General features: G+C 39.5%; 15 protein-coding genes. 12 read left to right on the forward strand and 3 right to left on the reverse strand.

The window, feature by feature from the left end:
• The first annotated feature begins 17 nt into the window (after nucleotides 1-17).
• Genes LM917_RS05620 through LM917_RS05660 form a run of 9 tightly spaced genes read left to right on the forward strand, consistent with a single transcriptional unit; the run spans nucleotide 18 to nucleotide 9,607 of the window.
• The gene (locus LM917_RS05620) at nucleotides 18-1,388 is read left to right on the forward strand and encodes a UDP-glucose dehydrogenase family protein (RefSeq protein ID WP_232696566.1); all 1,371 of its coding nucleotides are present in this window, start codon (nucleotides 18-20) and stop codon (nucleotides 1,386-1,388) included.
• A complete protein-coding gene (locus LM917_RS05625; RefSeq protein WP_232696493.1) occupies nucleotides 1,370-2,338 on the forward strand; it encodes a GDP-mannose 4,6-dehydratase in 969 nt (322 codons plus the stop codon). The genes LM917_RS05620 and LM917_RS05625 overlap by 19 nt, the downstream gene beginning before the upstream one ends.
• Entirely contained in the window at nucleotides 2,322-3,584 is a 1,263-nt protein-coding gene (locus LM917_RS05630) for an O-antigen ligase family protein (protein ID WP_232696494.1), read from the forward strand. The genes LM917_RS05625 and LM917_RS05630 overlap by 17 nt, the downstream gene beginning before the upstream one ends.
• Nucleotides 3,574-4,722, forward strand: a complete 1,149-nt coding sequence (locus LM917_RS05635) for a glycosyltransferase (RefSeq protein WP_232696495.1) — start codon at nucleotides 3,574-3,576, stop codon at nucleotides 4,720-4,722. The genes LM917_RS05630 and LM917_RS05635 overlap by 11 nt, the downstream gene beginning before the upstream one ends.
• Nucleotides 4,719-5,453, forward strand: a complete 735-nt coding sequence (locus tag LM917_RS05640; protein ID WP_232696496.1) for a DUF2334 domain-containing protein — start codon at nucleotides 4,719-4,721, stop codon at nucleotides 5,451-5,453. The genes LM917_RS05635 and LM917_RS05640 overlap by 4 nt, the downstream gene beginning before the upstream one ends.
• Before the next feature lie 40 nt (nucleotides 5,454-5,493).
• The gene (locus LM917_RS05645; RefSeq protein ID WP_232696497.1) at nucleotides 5,494-6,663 is read left to right on the forward strand and encodes a glycosyltransferase family 4 protein; all 1,170 of its coding nucleotides are present in this window, start codon (nucleotides 5,494-5,496) and stop codon (nucleotides 6,661-6,663) included.
• Between the two features lie 33 nt (nucleotides 6,664-6,696).
• Nucleotides 6,697-7,599 carry a UTP--glucose-1-phosphate uridylyltransferase GalU gene (galU, locus tag LM917_RS05650; RefSeq protein ID WP_232696498.1) on the forward strand — a complete coding sequence of 301 codons (903 nt, stop codon included), beginning with the start codon at nucleotides 6,697-6,699 and terminating at the stop codon, nucleotides 7,597-7,599.
• Nucleotides 7,590-8,861, forward strand: coding sequence for an oligosaccharide flippase family protein (locus LM917_RS05655; RefSeq protein ID WP_232696499.1), 1,272 nt, complete (start codon nucleotides 7,590-7,592; stop codon nucleotides 8,859-8,861). Before galU ends, LM917_RS05655 begins: the two co-directional genes overlap by 10 nt.
• 2 nt (nucleotides 8,862-8,863) lie before the next feature.
• Complete coding sequence (locus LM917_RS05660; RefSeq protein ID WP_232696500.1) at nucleotides 8,864-9,607, forward strand: GNAT family N-acetyltransferase; 744 nt, start codon at nucleotides 8,864-8,866, stop codon at nucleotides 9,605-9,607.
• 11 nt (nucleotides 9,608-9,618) lie between these two features.
• Here LM917_RS05660 and LM917_RS05665 read toward each other — a convergent pair whose 3' ends face one another.
• On the reverse strand, nucleotides 9,619-11,169 hold the full coding sequence (locus LM917_RS05665; RefSeq protein ID WP_232696501.1) for a glycosyl hydrolase family 28-related protein: 1,551 nt from the start codon (nucleotides 11,167-11,169) through the stop codon (nucleotides 9,619-9,621).
• 727 nt (nucleotides 11,170-11,896) lie between these two features.
• Here LM917_RS05665 and LM917_RS05670 point away from each other — a divergent pair.
• From LM917_RS05670 to LM917_RS05680, 3 genes are all read left to right on the forward strand, one after another.
• A complete protein-coding gene (locus LM917_RS05670) occupies nucleotides 11,897-13,489 on the forward strand; it encodes a spore germination protein (RefSeq protein ID WP_232696502.1) in 1,593 nt (530 codons plus the stop codon).
• Between the two features lie 206 nt (nucleotides 13,490-13,695).
• Nucleotides 13,696-13,935 (forward strand): hypothetical protein, encoded by a 240-nt coding sequence (locus LM917_RS05675; RefSeq protein ID WP_232696503.1) that lies wholly within the window; start codon nucleotides 13,696-13,698, stop codon nucleotides 13,933-13,935.
• A 114-nt stretch (nucleotides 13,936-14,049) separates the two neighbouring features.
• Nucleotides 14,050-15,261 (forward strand): Ger(x)C family spore germination protein, encoded by a 1,212-nt coding sequence (locus tag LM917_RS05680; RefSeq protein WP_232696504.1) that lies wholly within the window; start codon nucleotides 14,050-14,052, stop codon nucleotides 15,259-15,261.
• A gap of 246 nt (nucleotides 15,262-15,507) precedes the next feature.
• Here LM917_RS05680 and LM917_RS05685 read toward each other — a convergent pair whose 3' ends face one another.
• Together LM917_RS05685 and LM917_RS05690 are read right to left on the reverse strand one after the other, a co-directional pair.
• The gene (locus tag LM917_RS05685) at nucleotides 15,508-16,608 is read right to left on the reverse strand and encodes a GerAB/ArcD/ProY family transporter (protein ID WP_232696505.1); all 1,101 of its coding nucleotides are present in this window, start codon (nucleotides 16,606-16,608) and stop codon (nucleotides 15,508-15,510) included.
• A gap of 445 nt (nucleotides 16,609-17,053) precedes the next feature.
• On the reverse strand, nucleotides 17,054-17,242 hold the full coding sequence (locus LM917_RS05690) for a hypothetical protein (RefSeq protein ID WP_232696506.1): 189 nt from the start codon (nucleotides 17,240-17,242) through the stop codon (nucleotides 17,054-17,056).
• Nucleotides 17,243-17,424: the final 182 nt, after the last annotated feature.

Here is a 17,424-nt window from a genome sequence, read left to right on the forward strand (position 1 = left end):
AGAGCACTTTGAAAGTAATGATTGTAGGTAGTGGGTATGTTGGATTAACAACTGGTGCTGTATTAGCTTATCTGGGACATGAAGTAACACTACTTGATATTGATACGAGGAAAGTTGACAATCTGCAACGAGGAACGCTCCCCTTTTACGAACCAGGATTATCAGAGATTCTTCAGGATGTGAAGCTGAATTATATATCCACATGGCATCAATTTGATCAAACCACTGACATCGTAATGATTGCTGTAGGTACATTGAGTAAGACGGATGGCGATGTTGATATGGCAGCAGTTGATGCAGTTGCGCAATCTCTAGGTGAGCAAATCCATTCGCAGTTCAATGGAATCATCGTTATGAAGTCAACTGTTCCTGTAGGTACTGCCGCGAGTGTTAAAGGGAGAGTAGAGCGCGGATTAGACGCACGCGGTATCAAAAAAGAAGTGGAAGTCGCATCAAATCCTGAATTTTTACGCGAAGGTCAAGCGCTTTTTGATTCCTTTTATCCTGAACGAATCGTTGTAGGCACTACTTCTAAGCAAGCACAAGCCATCCTTCATGATCTATATCTCCCTATCTTGCAACAAACCATGCAGGTTCCAACCGTGCTAGATCGACCATCAAATGATATCTACCCCGTCTTTATTAACACAACCAGTGTGAATGCGGAATTAATCAAATATACAGCGAATTCATTTTTGGCTATGAAAATATCATTTATTAATGAATTTGCTAATGTGGCAGAAAAAGTGGGGGCAGATATCAGAGAAGTAGCCTATGCAATTGGATTAGATAAAAGGATTGGCCCTCAGTTTTTACAGGCAGGTATTGGCTGGGGCGGGAGCTGTTTCGGTAAAGATATGCGTGCGATCCAACACCTAGCCAAGGAATATGGATGTGAAATGTCCATGATTCAAGCAACTATTGACGTAAACAATAGACAACGTGAAATCGTAATCAAAAAATTACAAGAGACTTTACACATCCTCAGAGGAAAAACCATTGGAATACTTGGACTATCCTTCAAGCCAAACACCGATGATATTCGTGAGTCCCCATCTTTAGACATCTTGCGAAAGTTGTTAGATTTAGGTGCCTGCATAAAGGTATATGACCCGCTAGCCATGCAAGTTTGTCAAAGCAGATTCCCAGAGCTCACTGTAGAGTATTGTGAAAATGTGGAAACGTTGTTTAACGGTTGCCATGCGGTAGTACTTGTGACTGACTGGCAAGAGTTTAGAGGGCTAGACTATCCTGAGTTAACAAGAAAAATGGTAAAACCGATTTTTATTGATGCTAGAAATGTTTTAACAAATGAGCAGATAAACGAAGCTAAATTGATGTATGTGGGAATGGGAAGAGGTGGTTTGAAATGGGTCAAAGAGTTCTAGTTACAGGGGGAGCAGGCTTTATAGGGAGTCATTTAGTTGATTCACTTCTTGCTGATCAATATGAGGTACTAAATATCGATAATTTTGATCCTTTTTACGATCGATCAGTGAAAGAAAGGAATATAAAACGAAGCCTCGTTCATCCGCATTATACGTTTAAAGAATACAGCATACTTGATCGAGCAGGGATTAACCAACTATGTGAAGAGTGGCAACCTGATCTTATTGTTCATTTAGCTGCGAAAGCGGGGGTTCGACCATCTGTGGAGTCTCCACAAACCTATTTTGACACGAATGTAACAGGTACAGTCAACATCATGGATGCAGCTGTAACACAATCCGTTAAAAAAGTAATTCTAGCTTCCTCCAGTTCTGTGTACGGATTAAATCAGACAACACCTTTTGCAGAGACTGACCCCATTTTGGACCCAGCTTCTCCGTATGGTGCTAGTAAAATTGCTGGTGAAGCGATCGGAAGAAGTTATAGTCATTGTTACTCACTTCCGGTTACAGCACTTCGCTTTTTTACTGTCTACGGCCCAAGACAACGTCCTGATTTAGCAATCCATAAATTCGCGCGAAAAATAGTAAAAGGCGAATCGATCCCAGTCTTCGGGGATGGCACTACAAGCCGTGATTACACGTTCATTGATGATATCGTTGCCGGAATTCGAGGAGCGATGGAAAGGGAGCAGACTGGATACGACGTGTTTAATTTAGGGAACGATCAACCAGTTTCATTAAGACAATTAATTGAAGAACTAGAAGAAGCACTAGGCAAAAAAGCAAAAATCGATTGGCTTCCTCCACAAATCGGGGATGTTCCACATACCTGGGCGAATATTGAGAAGGCCAAACAAATAGGCTACTGCCCAAAAACAGATTTTAAACAAGGGATTCATCGCTTTGTGGAGTGGTTGCACGGAAGTAAGTATGAGATCACTACTTAGCTTCTATTTTATTATCTTTGGATGTGTCGGTGTATTAGCCATTACATCTGTCTTGCCCCTTCCATTATTGCTAGCTCTATTCATTCTGTTATGTGTATGGCTTCGAAATAGTCAAGAGAGAGTTCTTCAGGTTGAACTCTCTTTACTATCACTTGTTCATGTCTTGTTTTATTGCTTAATCGTGATCATTATAAGTAGCTATCTATTACAAACTTTAGAACTTGGTTTTAGTGAAAAAGGTTTACACCACCTGTTGTCCTATCTCATCGTTATCCCAGCATTTTACTTCGCCATCTACTTTGGCCTTCACGCTTCAAAAATAAGCATGGATCTGGTATTTAAGTACATCGCGTACGGAGTAATGTGGACGGCTACTTTTGCCATAATTGAATTTGTAAGTAAGAATTATTTGCATATGGGAGATGTAGTGGATGAACTGACTCTTCGTGCGGCATATGAACCAATTTACAATATTAGCGGTCATTCCTTTATCAGAGCTCGGAGTGTTGCTGAAGAATCCGGTCACTACGCGATGTATCTTGTGATGTTCAGCCCATTCGCTCTCTACTACTTTTACCAAGCGAAGAGCAGGTTCAAGACCTTCATTTGTTTTTTTGTGATGTCTCTAGCGTTAGCAACTACCTTTAGTGCTAGTGCTTTTCTCTCCGTTTCTATCTCTCTCGTCGCGACTACCGTTCTTTATTTATTTCAAACGAAGAAAAATAAAGTGTTAAAAATCATTCTTACTGCATTGATCGGGATTATGTGTATTACCTTGTTTTTCTTCATTAGTGATAGCTTGCATTCCTTTGATGCTGTGTTCTCTAAACTCACTTTTGAAGACACGCGTTCAGCACAAGATCGCTTGCGAAGATGGCTATTTGCCTTTGATCTCTTCCAACAAAAACCGTTCATCGGAGGGGGACCTGGCATATCAGCCATACTAACAGACTCAGGTATTGTGAATCTTTATTTGGAGTTACTTACACAATTTGGTGGGCTGGGTTTTATCGTCTGGATCGGATTGTTATTTGTTTTTCTCAAGTTGATCATGCGAATAAAGGGTGCAATGCGTTATGTATACTTTTTCTCCATGTCAGCAGCTCTCATTCATTATGCAGCTATTTCTAACTACTGGTTTCCCTGGCTGTGGAACCTGTTCGCCTTGATTTCTTATCACTCACATATTCAATTTCAATACAATCTGCAAACAAAGAACGGTGAGGTGTCATTAGATGAGCATTAAAGTCCTCATGCTTTCAACAGGATTTGATATGGGGGGAGCAGAGCGACAAATAGCTGATCTCTCCAAAGAACTAGTAGCTCATGGGTACGAAGTTCGAATCGTCTCCTTAACACCACTCGGTCATTTAGCTAACCAAGCTGTCTGTCAAGGTGTAGATATTCTAAGTGTGAACAAGAGCAAAAAAGCGAATCTCTCTATGTTCATACAGTTATACAAGCTCATTCGTGCATGGAAACCAGATATTCTACACGCTCATCTAATCCATGCAAATATCTTGGCACGTCTACTAGGGATAGTTTTACGTGTTCCGATCGTGATTTCAACCGTGCACAGTTATAACGAAGGAAAGAGATGGGGAACACTAGCTTACCGTTTGACAGAATGGTTTGTAGATAAAACAGTTTTCGTCAGTCGAAAATCACTACAAAGGTATGTACAACTAGGTGCCGTTCGAGCAGGTAAAGCAGAAGCGATTTCGAATGGGCTCGATTTTACTCGTTATCACTCCAATCAAGTGTGGCGAGAGGAACTGCGAGCATCCCTGCAGATCGAGGATCATTTCGTTTGGCTGGCTGCAGGTCGTCTAGAGAAAGTCAAAGATTATGCAACCATGCTGCGTGCTTTTCAAATCGCAAGAAATTTTGAACCAAACTGCTTACTTTTAATTGCTGGAGAAGGTGTCTTAAAGTATGAATTACAAGTTTTGGCTACTGAGTTAGGCATAGCTGATCATGTTCGATTCTTAGGCCTTCGCCAAGATATACCAGAGATAATGAACGCTGCTGATGCATTTATATTATCTTCACAATTTGAGGGGTTTGGCAGAGTTTTAGTTGAGGCATTGGCGTGCGAATTGCCCGTTGTATCAACTGCGTGTGGAGGGCCTGAAGAAATCTTAGAAGAAGGGGAACTAGGTATACTTGTCCCAGTTGGGAGTGTTACTGAACTAGCGCAGGCCATGCAAAATGTGATGACTACTCAAATCCATCATTCGATTCGAGAAAACAGAGCAATGAGCGTAAAAAGTACCTATTTTCATGAAAGAATCGTCGGGCAGTGGGAAGAACTTTATCAGCGATTACTCAGGAAAAAAGGGATGAAAGCTCCAAAGATTGTGTATGAGGAAGGTAAAGAATGAACGCAAAATATATTTTTCGAATTGACGACGTGGCTCCTAACATGGAATGGGAAAATTACAACCGTTTAAAACACATCTTTCAAAAACATAATGTAAAGCCACTTCTAGGTGTGATTCCCGATAATCAAGACGAAGAGTTAAAAAAATGGCCAATCTGTACGTTCGACTTCTGGGAAGAGATAAGGTCCGTGCAACAACAAGGATGGGAAATTGCCATTCATGGCTATCAGCATAAGTTTCTCACAAATGACGCTGGCATCTTAGGAATACATCCTCGAAGTGAATTTGCTGGGCTGCCATTCGAGCAACAATACTCCAAATTGAAGCAAGCAAAAGAAATTTTCCTCGAACATGGAATTCAATCAAGCACCTTTATGGCACCTGCCCACACTTTTGATCAAGATACACTAAAAGCCTTACATTTGTTGGGAATTCATACTATTACGGATGGCTACGGTTTTTTCCCTTATTTGTACTCGCAGATCATGTTTGTCCCACAACTTTTTGCGTTTCCTCGGAAGATGCCTTTTGGAGTGTTTACGTTCTGTTTACATCCGAATCTGATGTCCGTCTCCGATATCATTTACATCGAGCAATTTATTCTCGCTAATCAGCGTGACATCATCCCGTTTGTAACAGCAAAGACTTATCTAACAAATAATCCCTTGTATTTTTGGATGGGAAAAGGAGCGGGATTTGTCCTTCAATTAGCAAGACGATTACGAATGTAGATTTTATAAAAAAAACTTCACTAAAGAAGGTTTGATACAAGTGAACAGAAAAGTAGCACACATCTGTACATCGCAATTAAGTTATAAGATTTTAGAGGAGAAACTGATTCAGCTTTCTTCGCAGTATGGCTATGAGATCCATCTCATCTCTTCTGAGGAAGGTCAAGATTCTGGAGCTTTTCGCAAAAATGGGTTACAGCAGCATTATGTCCCAATGAAACGCTCCATTCATCCTTGGGAAGATTTCAAGTCGATTTATCAGATGAGCCGCTTAATAAAAAGAGAGAAATTCGATATTGTACACACGCATACAGCAAAAGCAGGCATTATTGGAAGGATAGCTGCCACCATATCGAAAGTGCCACTGATCATCCATACTTCTCATGGGCTTCCGTTTTATGACGGGCAGCCATTTTGGCAACATCAATTGTATAAAGCAATAGAAATAATGGCATCTACCTGTTGCCATTATGTTGCGAGTCAAAATCAAGAAGATTTACAGAAGTTAGCCAAATACATTCGCGCAGATAAACTTATTTATGAAGGAAACGGCGTCGATGTGGCTGAGATAGACCGGTGCGACCACTTCACTACAGATGAGTTTATTCACGAAGTAAAAGCGAAGTATGGAATTCCCAACGATAAAAAAATAATCTTGATGGGTGCTCGCTTTGAACCTGTTAAAGATCATTTTTTACTACTGAAATGTTTACGATTGTTAAAAGAACAGGGGACTGAGCCGTTTTGTTGTTTACTTGCTGGGAATGGTCTACTGGAAGAGGAGATCAAACGAAGCGTGATCGAAAATGAACTTGAAGAGGAAGTTATTTTTCTCGGGTATCAAGCAGATATGTTTCCCTGGTTTAAAATGGCGGATCTATTGATGTTAACTTCCCAAAAGGAAGGGATTCCTCGTTTTCTGATGGAAGGAATGGCGATGTCAAAAGCAGTGGTTGCTACCGATGTTCTCGGAACAAAAGAGCTGGTCGTGCACAACCAAACCGGCTTGTTATCCAGATATGGCGATGCTAATGCACTTGCATTCGCAGTGAAGAGGTTGCTTGAATCTCCAGAAGTGAATAGGGAGTTCGGTATTGCTGGTCGTCAGAGGATAGAAGAGCAGTTCTCTCTTGAGGCAGTCTTAAAAAGGATGCATGAGCTCTATCAAAGACAGAAATATCAGGTAAAGGCTACATATGAACAAGTATAAGCTTCGCATGGACTTATGAAAGGAGGGAAAGGAATGAAAGTACGTAAAGCGATCATCCCTGCGGCAGGATTGGGAACACGCTTTTTGCCAGCAACAAAAGCTCAACCCAAAGAGATGCTTCCGCTCGTAGATAAACCAACCATTCAATACATTATTGAAGAAGCGATCGAATCAGGAATTAAGGATATCATTATCGTAACAGGTAGGAGTAAGCGTTCTATTGAAGATCATTTTGACAGATCCTACGAGTTGGAATCTGCGTTGTTAGCACGTAATAAATACGAACAATTGGAAGAGATCAATCGCATTTCTAATCTTGTAGACATTCATTATATTCGACAAAAAGAGGTAAATGGTTTAGGTCATGCAATATGGTGTGCACGCAAATTTATTGGGGAAGAGCCATTCGCTGTCTTATTAGGAGACGATGTGGTTGTGTCCAAAACGCCATGTTTACAGCAACTAATCTCTTTGTACGATCAACACCATACAAACATCATTGGCGTACAAAAAGTAATTGAGGCAGAAGTGGTGAATTACGGTATCGTTGAACTAGACCAGCATCTTCGTGATGGCTGTACGATTCGTAACATCATAGAAAAACCATCTATTGAAGAGGCACCTTCGCAACTTGCCGTAATGGGACGCTATATTTTACAGCCCGAAATCTTTGATATTCTTGAACACCAAAAACCAGGATTAGGCGATGAAATCCAGCTTACGGATGCGCTTTGCTCTCTCTTAGGAAAGCAATCGATCTTAGCTCATACAATTGAAGGAAAGCGATACGATGTTGGTACGAAAAAAGGATTTATTGAAGCAACATTAGAAATCGCGCTGAATCGTCGTGATTTGCGAAACGATGTCATCCATATTATAAAACGGTTAGTTGAACAAATTGATGTAGACGAATTGGGCGACCGAAATTGGATGTAAGAAGCATACCAAAAGATTTCCTTACCGGTTTCAAAGAATCTCGATTGGTTCGTAACGTGTCATGGTCTCTCATAGGGAATATCGTGTATGCCTGTAGCCAGTGGGGAGTACTTATTGTTATTTCGAAATTAGGTTCTACGGCGATGTTAGGCGAATTTGCCATAGGGCTAGCTATCTCTGCTCCTGTTTTTATGTTTCTTAATTTTCAACTGCGTGCGATTTTGGCTTCTGATGCGAACGATCAGTTTCGTGTGAATCAATATGTCGGCCTACGGATTTTTTCCAATGTACTGGCTATCATTTTCCTGTTTGTTATCGTGAGTATGCTTTCTTATTCATTGGAACAGAAGCTCATTATTCTATTGATTACAGTGTCCAAAGCGATCGAATCCTTTAGTGATATTACGTATGGAATTCTGCAAAAAAGTGAGAAAATGAAACAAATAGCAATTTCTCTGATGCTTCGAGGCATGTCCATGATCATGATCGTATTGTTGACTCTCTATGTGACGGAGAGCTTAATGCTCGCAATGATCGGGCAGTGTATGGCCTGGTTAGGCGTATTCATTTTTTATGATCGAAAAAATGCGAAGAAAATAGACAAACTTCAACCCGTTATTGACAAAAGTCAATTATGGCAATTGTTAAAAACGGGCTTGCCGATGGGGATAACAGCCTTGCTTTTATCGCTCAATACCAATATACCTCGTTACTTTATCGAACATTTCCAAGGGGCATATGGATTAGGCATATATATTGCGATCGAAAGCATCATTGCAGTGCCCCAAACGCTATCGGATGCTTTAGCGCAATCGACTCTTCCCCAAATGTCGAAAAGCTACGCGAAAAAAGACATGTTTGCTTTTCGTTCCTTACTGCGGAAATTGATGATTATTGGCGTTGTAATGGGGATCGTACAGATACTGGTAGCTGCTGTGGCTGGTTCCTTTATTCTCCGTTTGATGTATAACCCTGATTACGCGCATTATTCTATCCTTTTTATTGGGTTTATGATTTTATCCGCCATGCTTAATTTCCAAACATTTCTCAATATGTCGATCAATTCTGTCCGTATTTTTCAGTTACAGTTGCCAATCAATCTAGCAAAATTGCTAATCATCGTCATTCTGTCAGTTTTGTTGATTAATGATTTTGGAATAACTGGCGCACTAATCGCTTTAATCATGAGTGCAGTCTTTTCTGTCGTCGCTTTTACAATAATCCTGCTCCAAAGGATACGCCAGGTACCGAAGGAAGGGTAAACATGCTGGTTGTAAATAGAAAAAAATTTTTTCTGAAGATCGCAGAGGTGTATTTCTGCGAACAAGATAATGCAAATGCTCAAGATGTTGATGTAATTATGTATGTTCAATCTTCCCATGATAGAGAAGGGGCGAAGCAATTCCACACCCTACAAATTGACCTATCCAAAGAGGAAGATCTTTTATTTCAGGAACTGGGGAAGAACAACCGCTACAAAATAAAAAGGGCAGAAAAACAAGATCATGTAACGTTCACGATCCTGACTTCACCCGAAGATAAAGATATCGATGACTTTCTCTCTTATTACAATATCTTTGCAAAAACGAAACAGCTACCGAAAGGCAACAGACAAAAGCTGGCTGCTCTTCAAGAGATGAACGCGATCGCAATCACCGAGGTGAAAGATGAGCAGGGAAATCGTTTGTGTGCACATGTGTACGTATTAGATCAAGAAAGGGTAAGGCTCTTATACTCTGCTTCACACTTCCGCCAATTAGCAGATTCTGCACAACGTAGCCTTATTGGGCGGGCGAATCGATATTTACATTGGTTGGACATCAAGGAATTCAAAGAGTTGGGTTATCGGACGTATGATTTCGGAGGGTTAGCCTTAGAGGGGGCTGAGGGTGAAACAGGACAAATCGATGAGTTTAAAAGGGGATTCGGAGGAAGGATTGTAACGGAATTTAATTATTTTCAGCCAAAAAGTGCATTAGGTAAAATGGCGGTGAAACTCTTTATATAATCGTGAATGATTTATTGTGCATCTGCCCGCCATGTGCTGATTCTCCACGTTTGAGGAGAGGGGTTAACAGTAGACTGAGTCGTATTGTAGAAACGAATGGTTACTTGGTTATCGGCACTAACAAAGCAAGACCAAATGATCCCGGCTGGAGGTACCCGTACTGGATTAGCCACGGCTGTATCGCCCGTTTTGGCGCCATTTACTGTAATAACGTAATCGTTCGTCGTTTGTTTTGCCATATTAGGGAGATCAATGATTGCTTGCCGGTTTCTGAAATCTCTTAAGGCTTGCCCACCATTTATTTCTAAGCGTTGAAGACTCAATCCAACTTCTGCACCTTTGGATGCGTCGGTGTGAGTTAACCGGACGAAGACTGGAGTTGCACTAGTGTTTTCTAGAACAATTTGGAGGTCACGATTAATGGGGTTTTGCTGTAATCGCCACACACCAGAGATGGCGGGATCAGTAATCCCCAATTTATTTATGTTAAGGCCAGAACTGGCAAAGGGACGATCGTAATCTTGAGAATCACGATCAACAATGAAGTTTCCTGCTCCATTATTTTCAATATTGCTGCTAATGATTCCTGATCGGAACCACATGACGTGATTTCGATCTGCACCAGGATCTAAGATGAATTCACCTGTTTGGTTATCTTCTACGTACGCGCCATAGAATTGATGTCCTTTCGCTCCCTTTTTAAGATAAATCCCTTTTTGTACATTTTGTTGACAGGCGACGCCAATAAACGTACAGTCTATTGCATTTTCAATAACGAGTCCATGCCCTTTATTGGAGCGGATATCAGCACCTAATAACAACCCTGCATTTACGTTAGGACTAATTGCGCTATCATGCACGTAAATACCGCTTCCTGTATTGCCTAAGCAGAACACATTTTCTAGTCTCCATAAATTGCAGTTGTTCCCTATATCTGTTCCAATCCGTATACCTATCCCTTGATGAGAAGTAGAAGAGACATTCTTTATGAGTACGCGACTACCTATCACTTGGATACCGTCTTTTCCATTACCTGTATGACCATAAACTTGCAAGCCTAATAGAACGGAGTCGTCAGATAAAGAAATACCTACGAAATTACCATCTTTTTTAATAACTGTAGGAGCACTAGGTGTCACATATTCAGAACTATAGCCTGCTCCTTGCAGGGTGCATTTTGGAGGAAGAACGATTGTACTCGTAATCCGAAAGATCCCCACGGGTAAAATTACAGTACCACCCTTGGCGCTGACCAAATTTAATGCACTTTTTAATGCCGCTGTGTCATCTGAAATTCCATCTCCAACTAAGCCAATGGCTATCGCATTGACACTTAGGTCGGCTAATGCCTTGCCTTCGATTGTTACTTCTGCCATTTGTGCGGTGCTACCTACTTCTTGTACTGCGGTTAGCTTTTTCTCTGAAGGGGAGGTAGTATCCGGTTGTGAATGATTCATTGATTGGTTGGCGTTGTTTAATTTTTGCTTGGCATTCGCAAATACTTTTTCTACATTCGTTTCTAGGCTTTTCATAAGCTTTTTTATATTTTTTTTTAATGCCATTCTGTACCACTCATTTCTAATATTTTGTCGAAAGATGCAATGCAGATCTCGTATAGCGATATAATTGGGTTCTGCTTGTCTAAAAAAACAGGAGAGGTTGAGAGAAATGTCGCAATTACAAGATGCTACAATCGCTTGGCAATACCAATAAAATAAACCTAAATAACTTCTGACCATTATCAGAAAATATGTTATTGATGGATTCGAATTAGCTTATTCGATTGAAGGAGAAGGTGTTCCTGAAATAGTAATAATTAGTGCTATTTACCTGGTGTTAAAAATTTAAGAGTTGGATTAATTAATTAACTTTAGAGTCTGTTGACTCTTTTTTTAATTGGTGGTCAAGAAAGAAATTGCGGAGATTGAAACGCAATTAAAGGGAATCATGCGGTACACCGAGGAAGAAATTGAAGAACTATAAATGGGTTTAAGGAAAATTGGCAGAAGGCGACAACAGCAAAGGATACTATCATAATATTTCACTTATTAGGGCTAAAGTATAATTCAAGCTTAATTGGTAAAAATGAAATTGAAAGAGAAAGATCAAGTTGATTATATGTGAATAATTATCATTTCACAGGGCAATTATTTCCGTAGATATCAACTAACATGCTTCTTTTAAAATTTTCGATTGAAAATAATTAAGGTGAAACAGTGTTTATGAAGTGAACTAGACTCCAAAATTTATATAAGCGATGAATCAAAATACTGAGAAGGAATAAAACGTATGCGTTTTTTTAAGAAACAAAGAAAAAACAGTGTAACCCACTCCTCATTCGAGCAAGGAGATCAAAGTAAGGAAAATAACAAAGACCTGTTAAAAACAAGCCTCGAAGGAAATATTCAATATGTAAAGCAAGTGCTCGGAAATAGCAGAGACATAGTGATTAGAGAAATACAAATTGGCAAAAAAGGTGTTAAAGCAGGTATTTTCTATACGGATGGATTGGTGGATACGAATTCCATTCAGAACTTTATTTTGGAATCGCTCATGTTAGATATCCATACCGACCAGGGTCAAATCATATCATCTCAACATAATGTTTTGCAAATATTGAAAGATGACATCCTTACGGTTGGAGACATACAGGATGTTACTGAATTCAGTTATTTATTAACTTCCTTGTTATCAGGGGATGTTGTCCTCTTAGTGGATGGATATGCACAAGGATTCACAATTGGCATGCGTGGTGGAAAAGACCGTGGTGTCACAGAATCTACCACTGAGACAGTTGTTCGAGGACCCAAAGAAAGTTTTACAGAGAACTTGCGTACCAATACGGCGTTAATTCGCCGAAAAATAAAAACTCCTAATCTTTGGTTGGAAACAAAAACAATCGGAAGAATGACCAGAACAAACGTAGCAATCATGTATATTGATGGAGTCGTGAATGACAAAGTTGTTGAAGAAGTGCACAAGCGTCTAGATAGAATCGATATCGATGGGATCCTAGAAAGTGGTTATATCGAGGCATTGATTGAAGATGAAAAGTTCAGCCCTTTTCCGACTATATATTATTCGGAACGACCTGATGCGATTGCTGCAGAACTTTTGGAAGGGAAAGTTGCCATATTAGTGGATGGAACGCCGATTGTTCTAGTCGCCCCGGCACTGTTTGTTTCCTTCATACAGTCCGCAGAAGATTATTATCAACGTGCAGACATTAGCACCCTCATTCGTTTGCTTCGCTTTTTTAGTATATTTATTGCTCTACTAGGACCATCCCTATATATTGCTATCACAACGTTTCATCAGGAAATGCTACCAACTGGGCTTCTGATTAATTTAGCCGCCCAACGGGAAGGCGTTCCTTTTCCTGCATTTATTGAAGCTCTCATGATGGAAACGGCATTTGAAATCCTGCGGGAGGCTGGCTTACGAATGCCAAAGGCTATAGGACAAGCCGTATCAATTGTAGGAACACTGGTGATTGGTACTGCAGCAGTAGAAGCTGGGTTTGTATCGGCTGCCATGGTAATCGTTATTGCAATCACGGCGACTTCAAGTTTTGTGCTTCCTACCTTGGCCTTGTCAATGTCCATTAGGATGCTCCGTTTCCCAATGATGGCGCTTGCCGCTTCTTTTGGCTTGTTCGGGATACTCGTTGGATTTATTGCACTTGTTCTTCACTTGTGTAGCTTGCGTTCTTTTGGGGTTCCTTATATGAGTCCTTTTGGCCCTTTTATCCCGGAGGACATTAAGGATACGCTTATTCGGGTACCCTGGTGGAGGATGTTTTCTCGCCCACGTTTAATCAGCCAGAAAAACATCAAACGCGAACAAAATTCAGCCTCGAAACCGCCACGGAATAAAATGTGAGATTGAAAAACAAAATTATCAAAACAGCATAGAAAACACATAGCTCGTCTATTTGGACTTGGAAGCCCGATTCCAAGCTTGCCAAAGGTATAAAAAGAATTGGAACAAATAATTTTGAATTGCCCGTGAATACATAGTAGATATAAAGATTTGACGCATCGGTACAGTATCCCATTCTTTCATAAAGCAAAGGAAGAAAGGAGTAGATGAAAGTGGTGGCTGTTATAGGAATCTTTGTAATCGTCGCTGTGATCGTCGCGATAGATGTTCCTCCTCTTTTGAGAAAAAAATGTAAAAAGGAACTAGGGATATTTTCCGTTCTTCTACTATTTGGAACCGCGTTAAGCATTGCCCAAGCCCTAAATATTAAATTTGCCAATCCGCTAGATTGGATTACAACCATTTATAAACCGCTTTCTGACATTATTGAGAAACTTTTAAAGTGAAAACGATTTTACATGGTTAAAGTTTTTAAGAAACATTCATTCAAAAAGGACTAAATGGAGTCTTCTTCCCCTTAGATATAAGCATGTATAAATAATTCGAAAGGAATTTAATCTATGAAACGCTACGTTACATTGCTTATCATGCTGCTCGTATTTCTATTATTTACTACAGGTTGCTGGAACCGTCGTGAATTAAATGAACTGGCTATCACACTAGCCTTCGGGATAGATAGTACAATGGATGGTCAATATCTTGTAACCGCCCAAGTAGTAAATCCTAAGGAAGTGGCTATGGGAAAGGCTGGTGGAGGAAACGGTCGTTCACCGGTAATCATCTATCAGGCGAAAGGGCAAACCATATTTGAGGCTCTTCAAAAAATGACAAAGGAATCCCCAAGGAAAATTTATCCCTCACATCTTCGGATGCTTGTGATTGGTGAGTCATTAGCAAAAAAAGGAATTGGAAAATCGTTAGATATTCTCTCAAGAAACAGTGAACTGCGATCAGATTATTATATTGTTGTAGCTAAGGGAATGAACGCAGAAGATATCCTCAAGGTGCCTACAGCTTTAGAGAAAATACCTGCCATTAATTTATTTGATACCCTTAAAGAAACTGCAAAAGCATGGTCAGCGACAAGTTTCGTTACGTTAGATGATCTGATCACGGATTTGGTAAGCGACGGAAAGCAACCGGTGTTAACAGGAGTCTTCTTGCATATGAAAGGCGATAAAGAAAAAGATTTAGGTAATCAGAACGTAGAAGTGATTGATACCCCAGCCCGATTATTCTTTCAAAAATTAGCAGTGTTTAAAAAAGATAAATTAGTTGGCTGGTTAGATGAGAAACAAAGCAAAACGTATAACGTCATTACAAACAAAGAGGCAGGTACAGCTGTGAACGTACCGTGTCCTAAAGGCGGAAAATTTGTGTTTCATGTGACGAGTTCAAATACTGAAATGAAAGGTAAAATAAAGAATGGAAAGCCTGAGATAGATCTAAATGTTCACGTAGAAGGCAGTATAGGTGAAGTAGAATGCGATATCGACTTGACAAAATCAGAATCAATTGACAAGTTAGAGGAAATGTATGAAAAAGAAACGAGGAAAATATTTAACAACGCAATAAAACAAGTGCAGGAAAAATATAAAGTGGATATATTTGGATTTGGCGAGGCAATTCATCGTGCTGATCCTAAAGCCTGGAAAAAACTCAAAAAAGATTGGAATAAAAGTTTTGAGAACTTACATGTAAATTTACATGTACAAGGAGAAATCCGACAGATAGGCACAATAGATAATACCTTTTTAGAAAAGATAAAGTAATTTGCTTGGTTTATACAAGGAATGGGAGCATGCATTCGAAAATCATAAATAAAGATGTAAAACCCGTTATTTTTTATTCAGAAGTTGAAATTTATACTATGTTATTCCATTAAAGCGCCCTTTAATGGAATAACACCTGAGATTCTATTTGCGGGCATTGTTGAGATTACTATAAACTCTTTCATAGCTGGTTTGTGCAAAAATGATAGAATTTCACAAAAGTTTCTTAACAAATAAGATCCGATCTTAGTTTGATCCATCATTTTTCTGCACTTTAGCGATTGTTAATAATAACAATGGAAGCAAAAACCCGACTGTCATAGCATAAAACGGCCAGATGTCTGAAATCAAGTTATTATAATAGACGATATTAGGTGCCATAATCAAAGTAAAAACAATCAAAATCATGCCAAGTGGAAAAACCAAAGAACGATAATCTTGCAATTTTAACGTTTGTGCCAGACCTAAAACGGTCACATAAAAAAACAAACTTAATCTAATAAACATCGTGGTGAACCATATTACGGCGAGTATTGCTTCCAGCCTCGTCAAAAAATTAGCGATATTAATTTTCTTAGCCAACTGATAGCTTGGATAAATTTGTCTAGCTGTTGAATCTGCACCAAGAACAAGAATGGCTAACATTGTAATAATGATCAAAACACTTCCAGCCAACCATTGCCCGACAAAAAGGCTTTTTCTTATTCTGTCTTTTTGACTCACAAACGGAAGGATCATCAGAACCGCAACTGGTTCCATAAAGGGCAAGATAAGAAATGATATAGATCCCCGAATCACCGGTTTCAATCCTTCCTCCAATACTGGTTGCAGATTTTGAAATTGAATCTCAGGCAGAAGAAAAATCATCAATGATGATAACAATAATACAACAAAAGGGAACAATATTTCCGCGCTTCGCGCCAAAGGTTCCAAACCGAGGCGTGTGGCCATGAGGACGATACTCATAAAAAGAAACATGATAACTTGAATTGGAGTTTCAGACATAATATGACTTGTCATAAAATCCCCAATTTCTCTCAGGTAAGTCGCTGTAGTTATAAAAAAGTAGCTTATAAATACAAGTGAAATCGCTATTCCCAGCCACTTACCCAAAATTTTTTGGCTGTATTCCACTAATGATAAATCAGGATAGCATTTTCTTAACGCGTCATATAAAAAAACAACCAATAACGGTGCTATTGCCACGCTAAAAATACCTGAAATCCAGGCATCTTGTTTAGCTTCGGAAGCGACAATGGAGGGAATAACTAAAATAGAATCACCAATCGTATATAATATCACTAATATCGTCAGTTGACGGCTTCCGATTTTACCCTTCTCAAGCATTTTGATAAGTTCCTTTCACGACAAAACGTTAAGTTTTTAAAAAGCAATTGCCTATATAAAGGATAAAAAACAAAGATAAGCTAAATTTTCTTCCCTTTTAGCTGGCTCACCCAGCTCATTTGTATATTCTTTACTATTATAAACAGAAGGCGAATGTACAAACCCAGTTGAATACAAGTTTGTTTTTTTATTGCTACCGGTTACATTCGGCTGTTTGGAAAATCATCAATCAGGGATAGGGAAGCGCAGTATGTCGGGTATGTCGATGATTACGCCTTTTTTGCATGGGGATTGCTTGAGCTGTATGAAACAACAGGTAATACGGAGTATCTATCTCATGCTAGTCAACTGACAGACGATTTCCTAAGAAATTAATAAACGTCGTTTTTCTGTGTGATAACAGAGAAACGACGTATTTATATTAGAGTTGTTTTTCAGTTTTACCCTATCTAAATTTCTCCTGAGTAAGACGAGGTTTATAAGGCTTATCCACTTTCCTAAAGTGAAGAATCCGCCACACTTCGAAGATGAGGTGATGAGTTACCTGATCCAGTTCCTCTGTACGTGAGATGATTTTATAGATGCGCTCCATTAAAATATCGTATTCATCTTGGCTTAGATGTAGATGTGGCAAAGAATACACCCTCTTTATCATGATTGTATAGCCACATTCTTCCAGTAAATGCTGCCTTATAAACATCGTGCTACTGACTGATTAATATGACGAACGATAAGGATAGCGGCGATTGGTTCTACCGCCAATATTATGCAGCACTGACCCCTAAATATTTCACACCATTGCAGGGAAAAGTAATA

Source organism: Brevibacillus daliensis (assembly GCF_021245735.1).
Lineage (GTDB): Bacteria > Bacillota > Bacilli > Brevibacillales > Brevibacillaceae > Brevibacillus_B > Brevibacillus_B daliensis.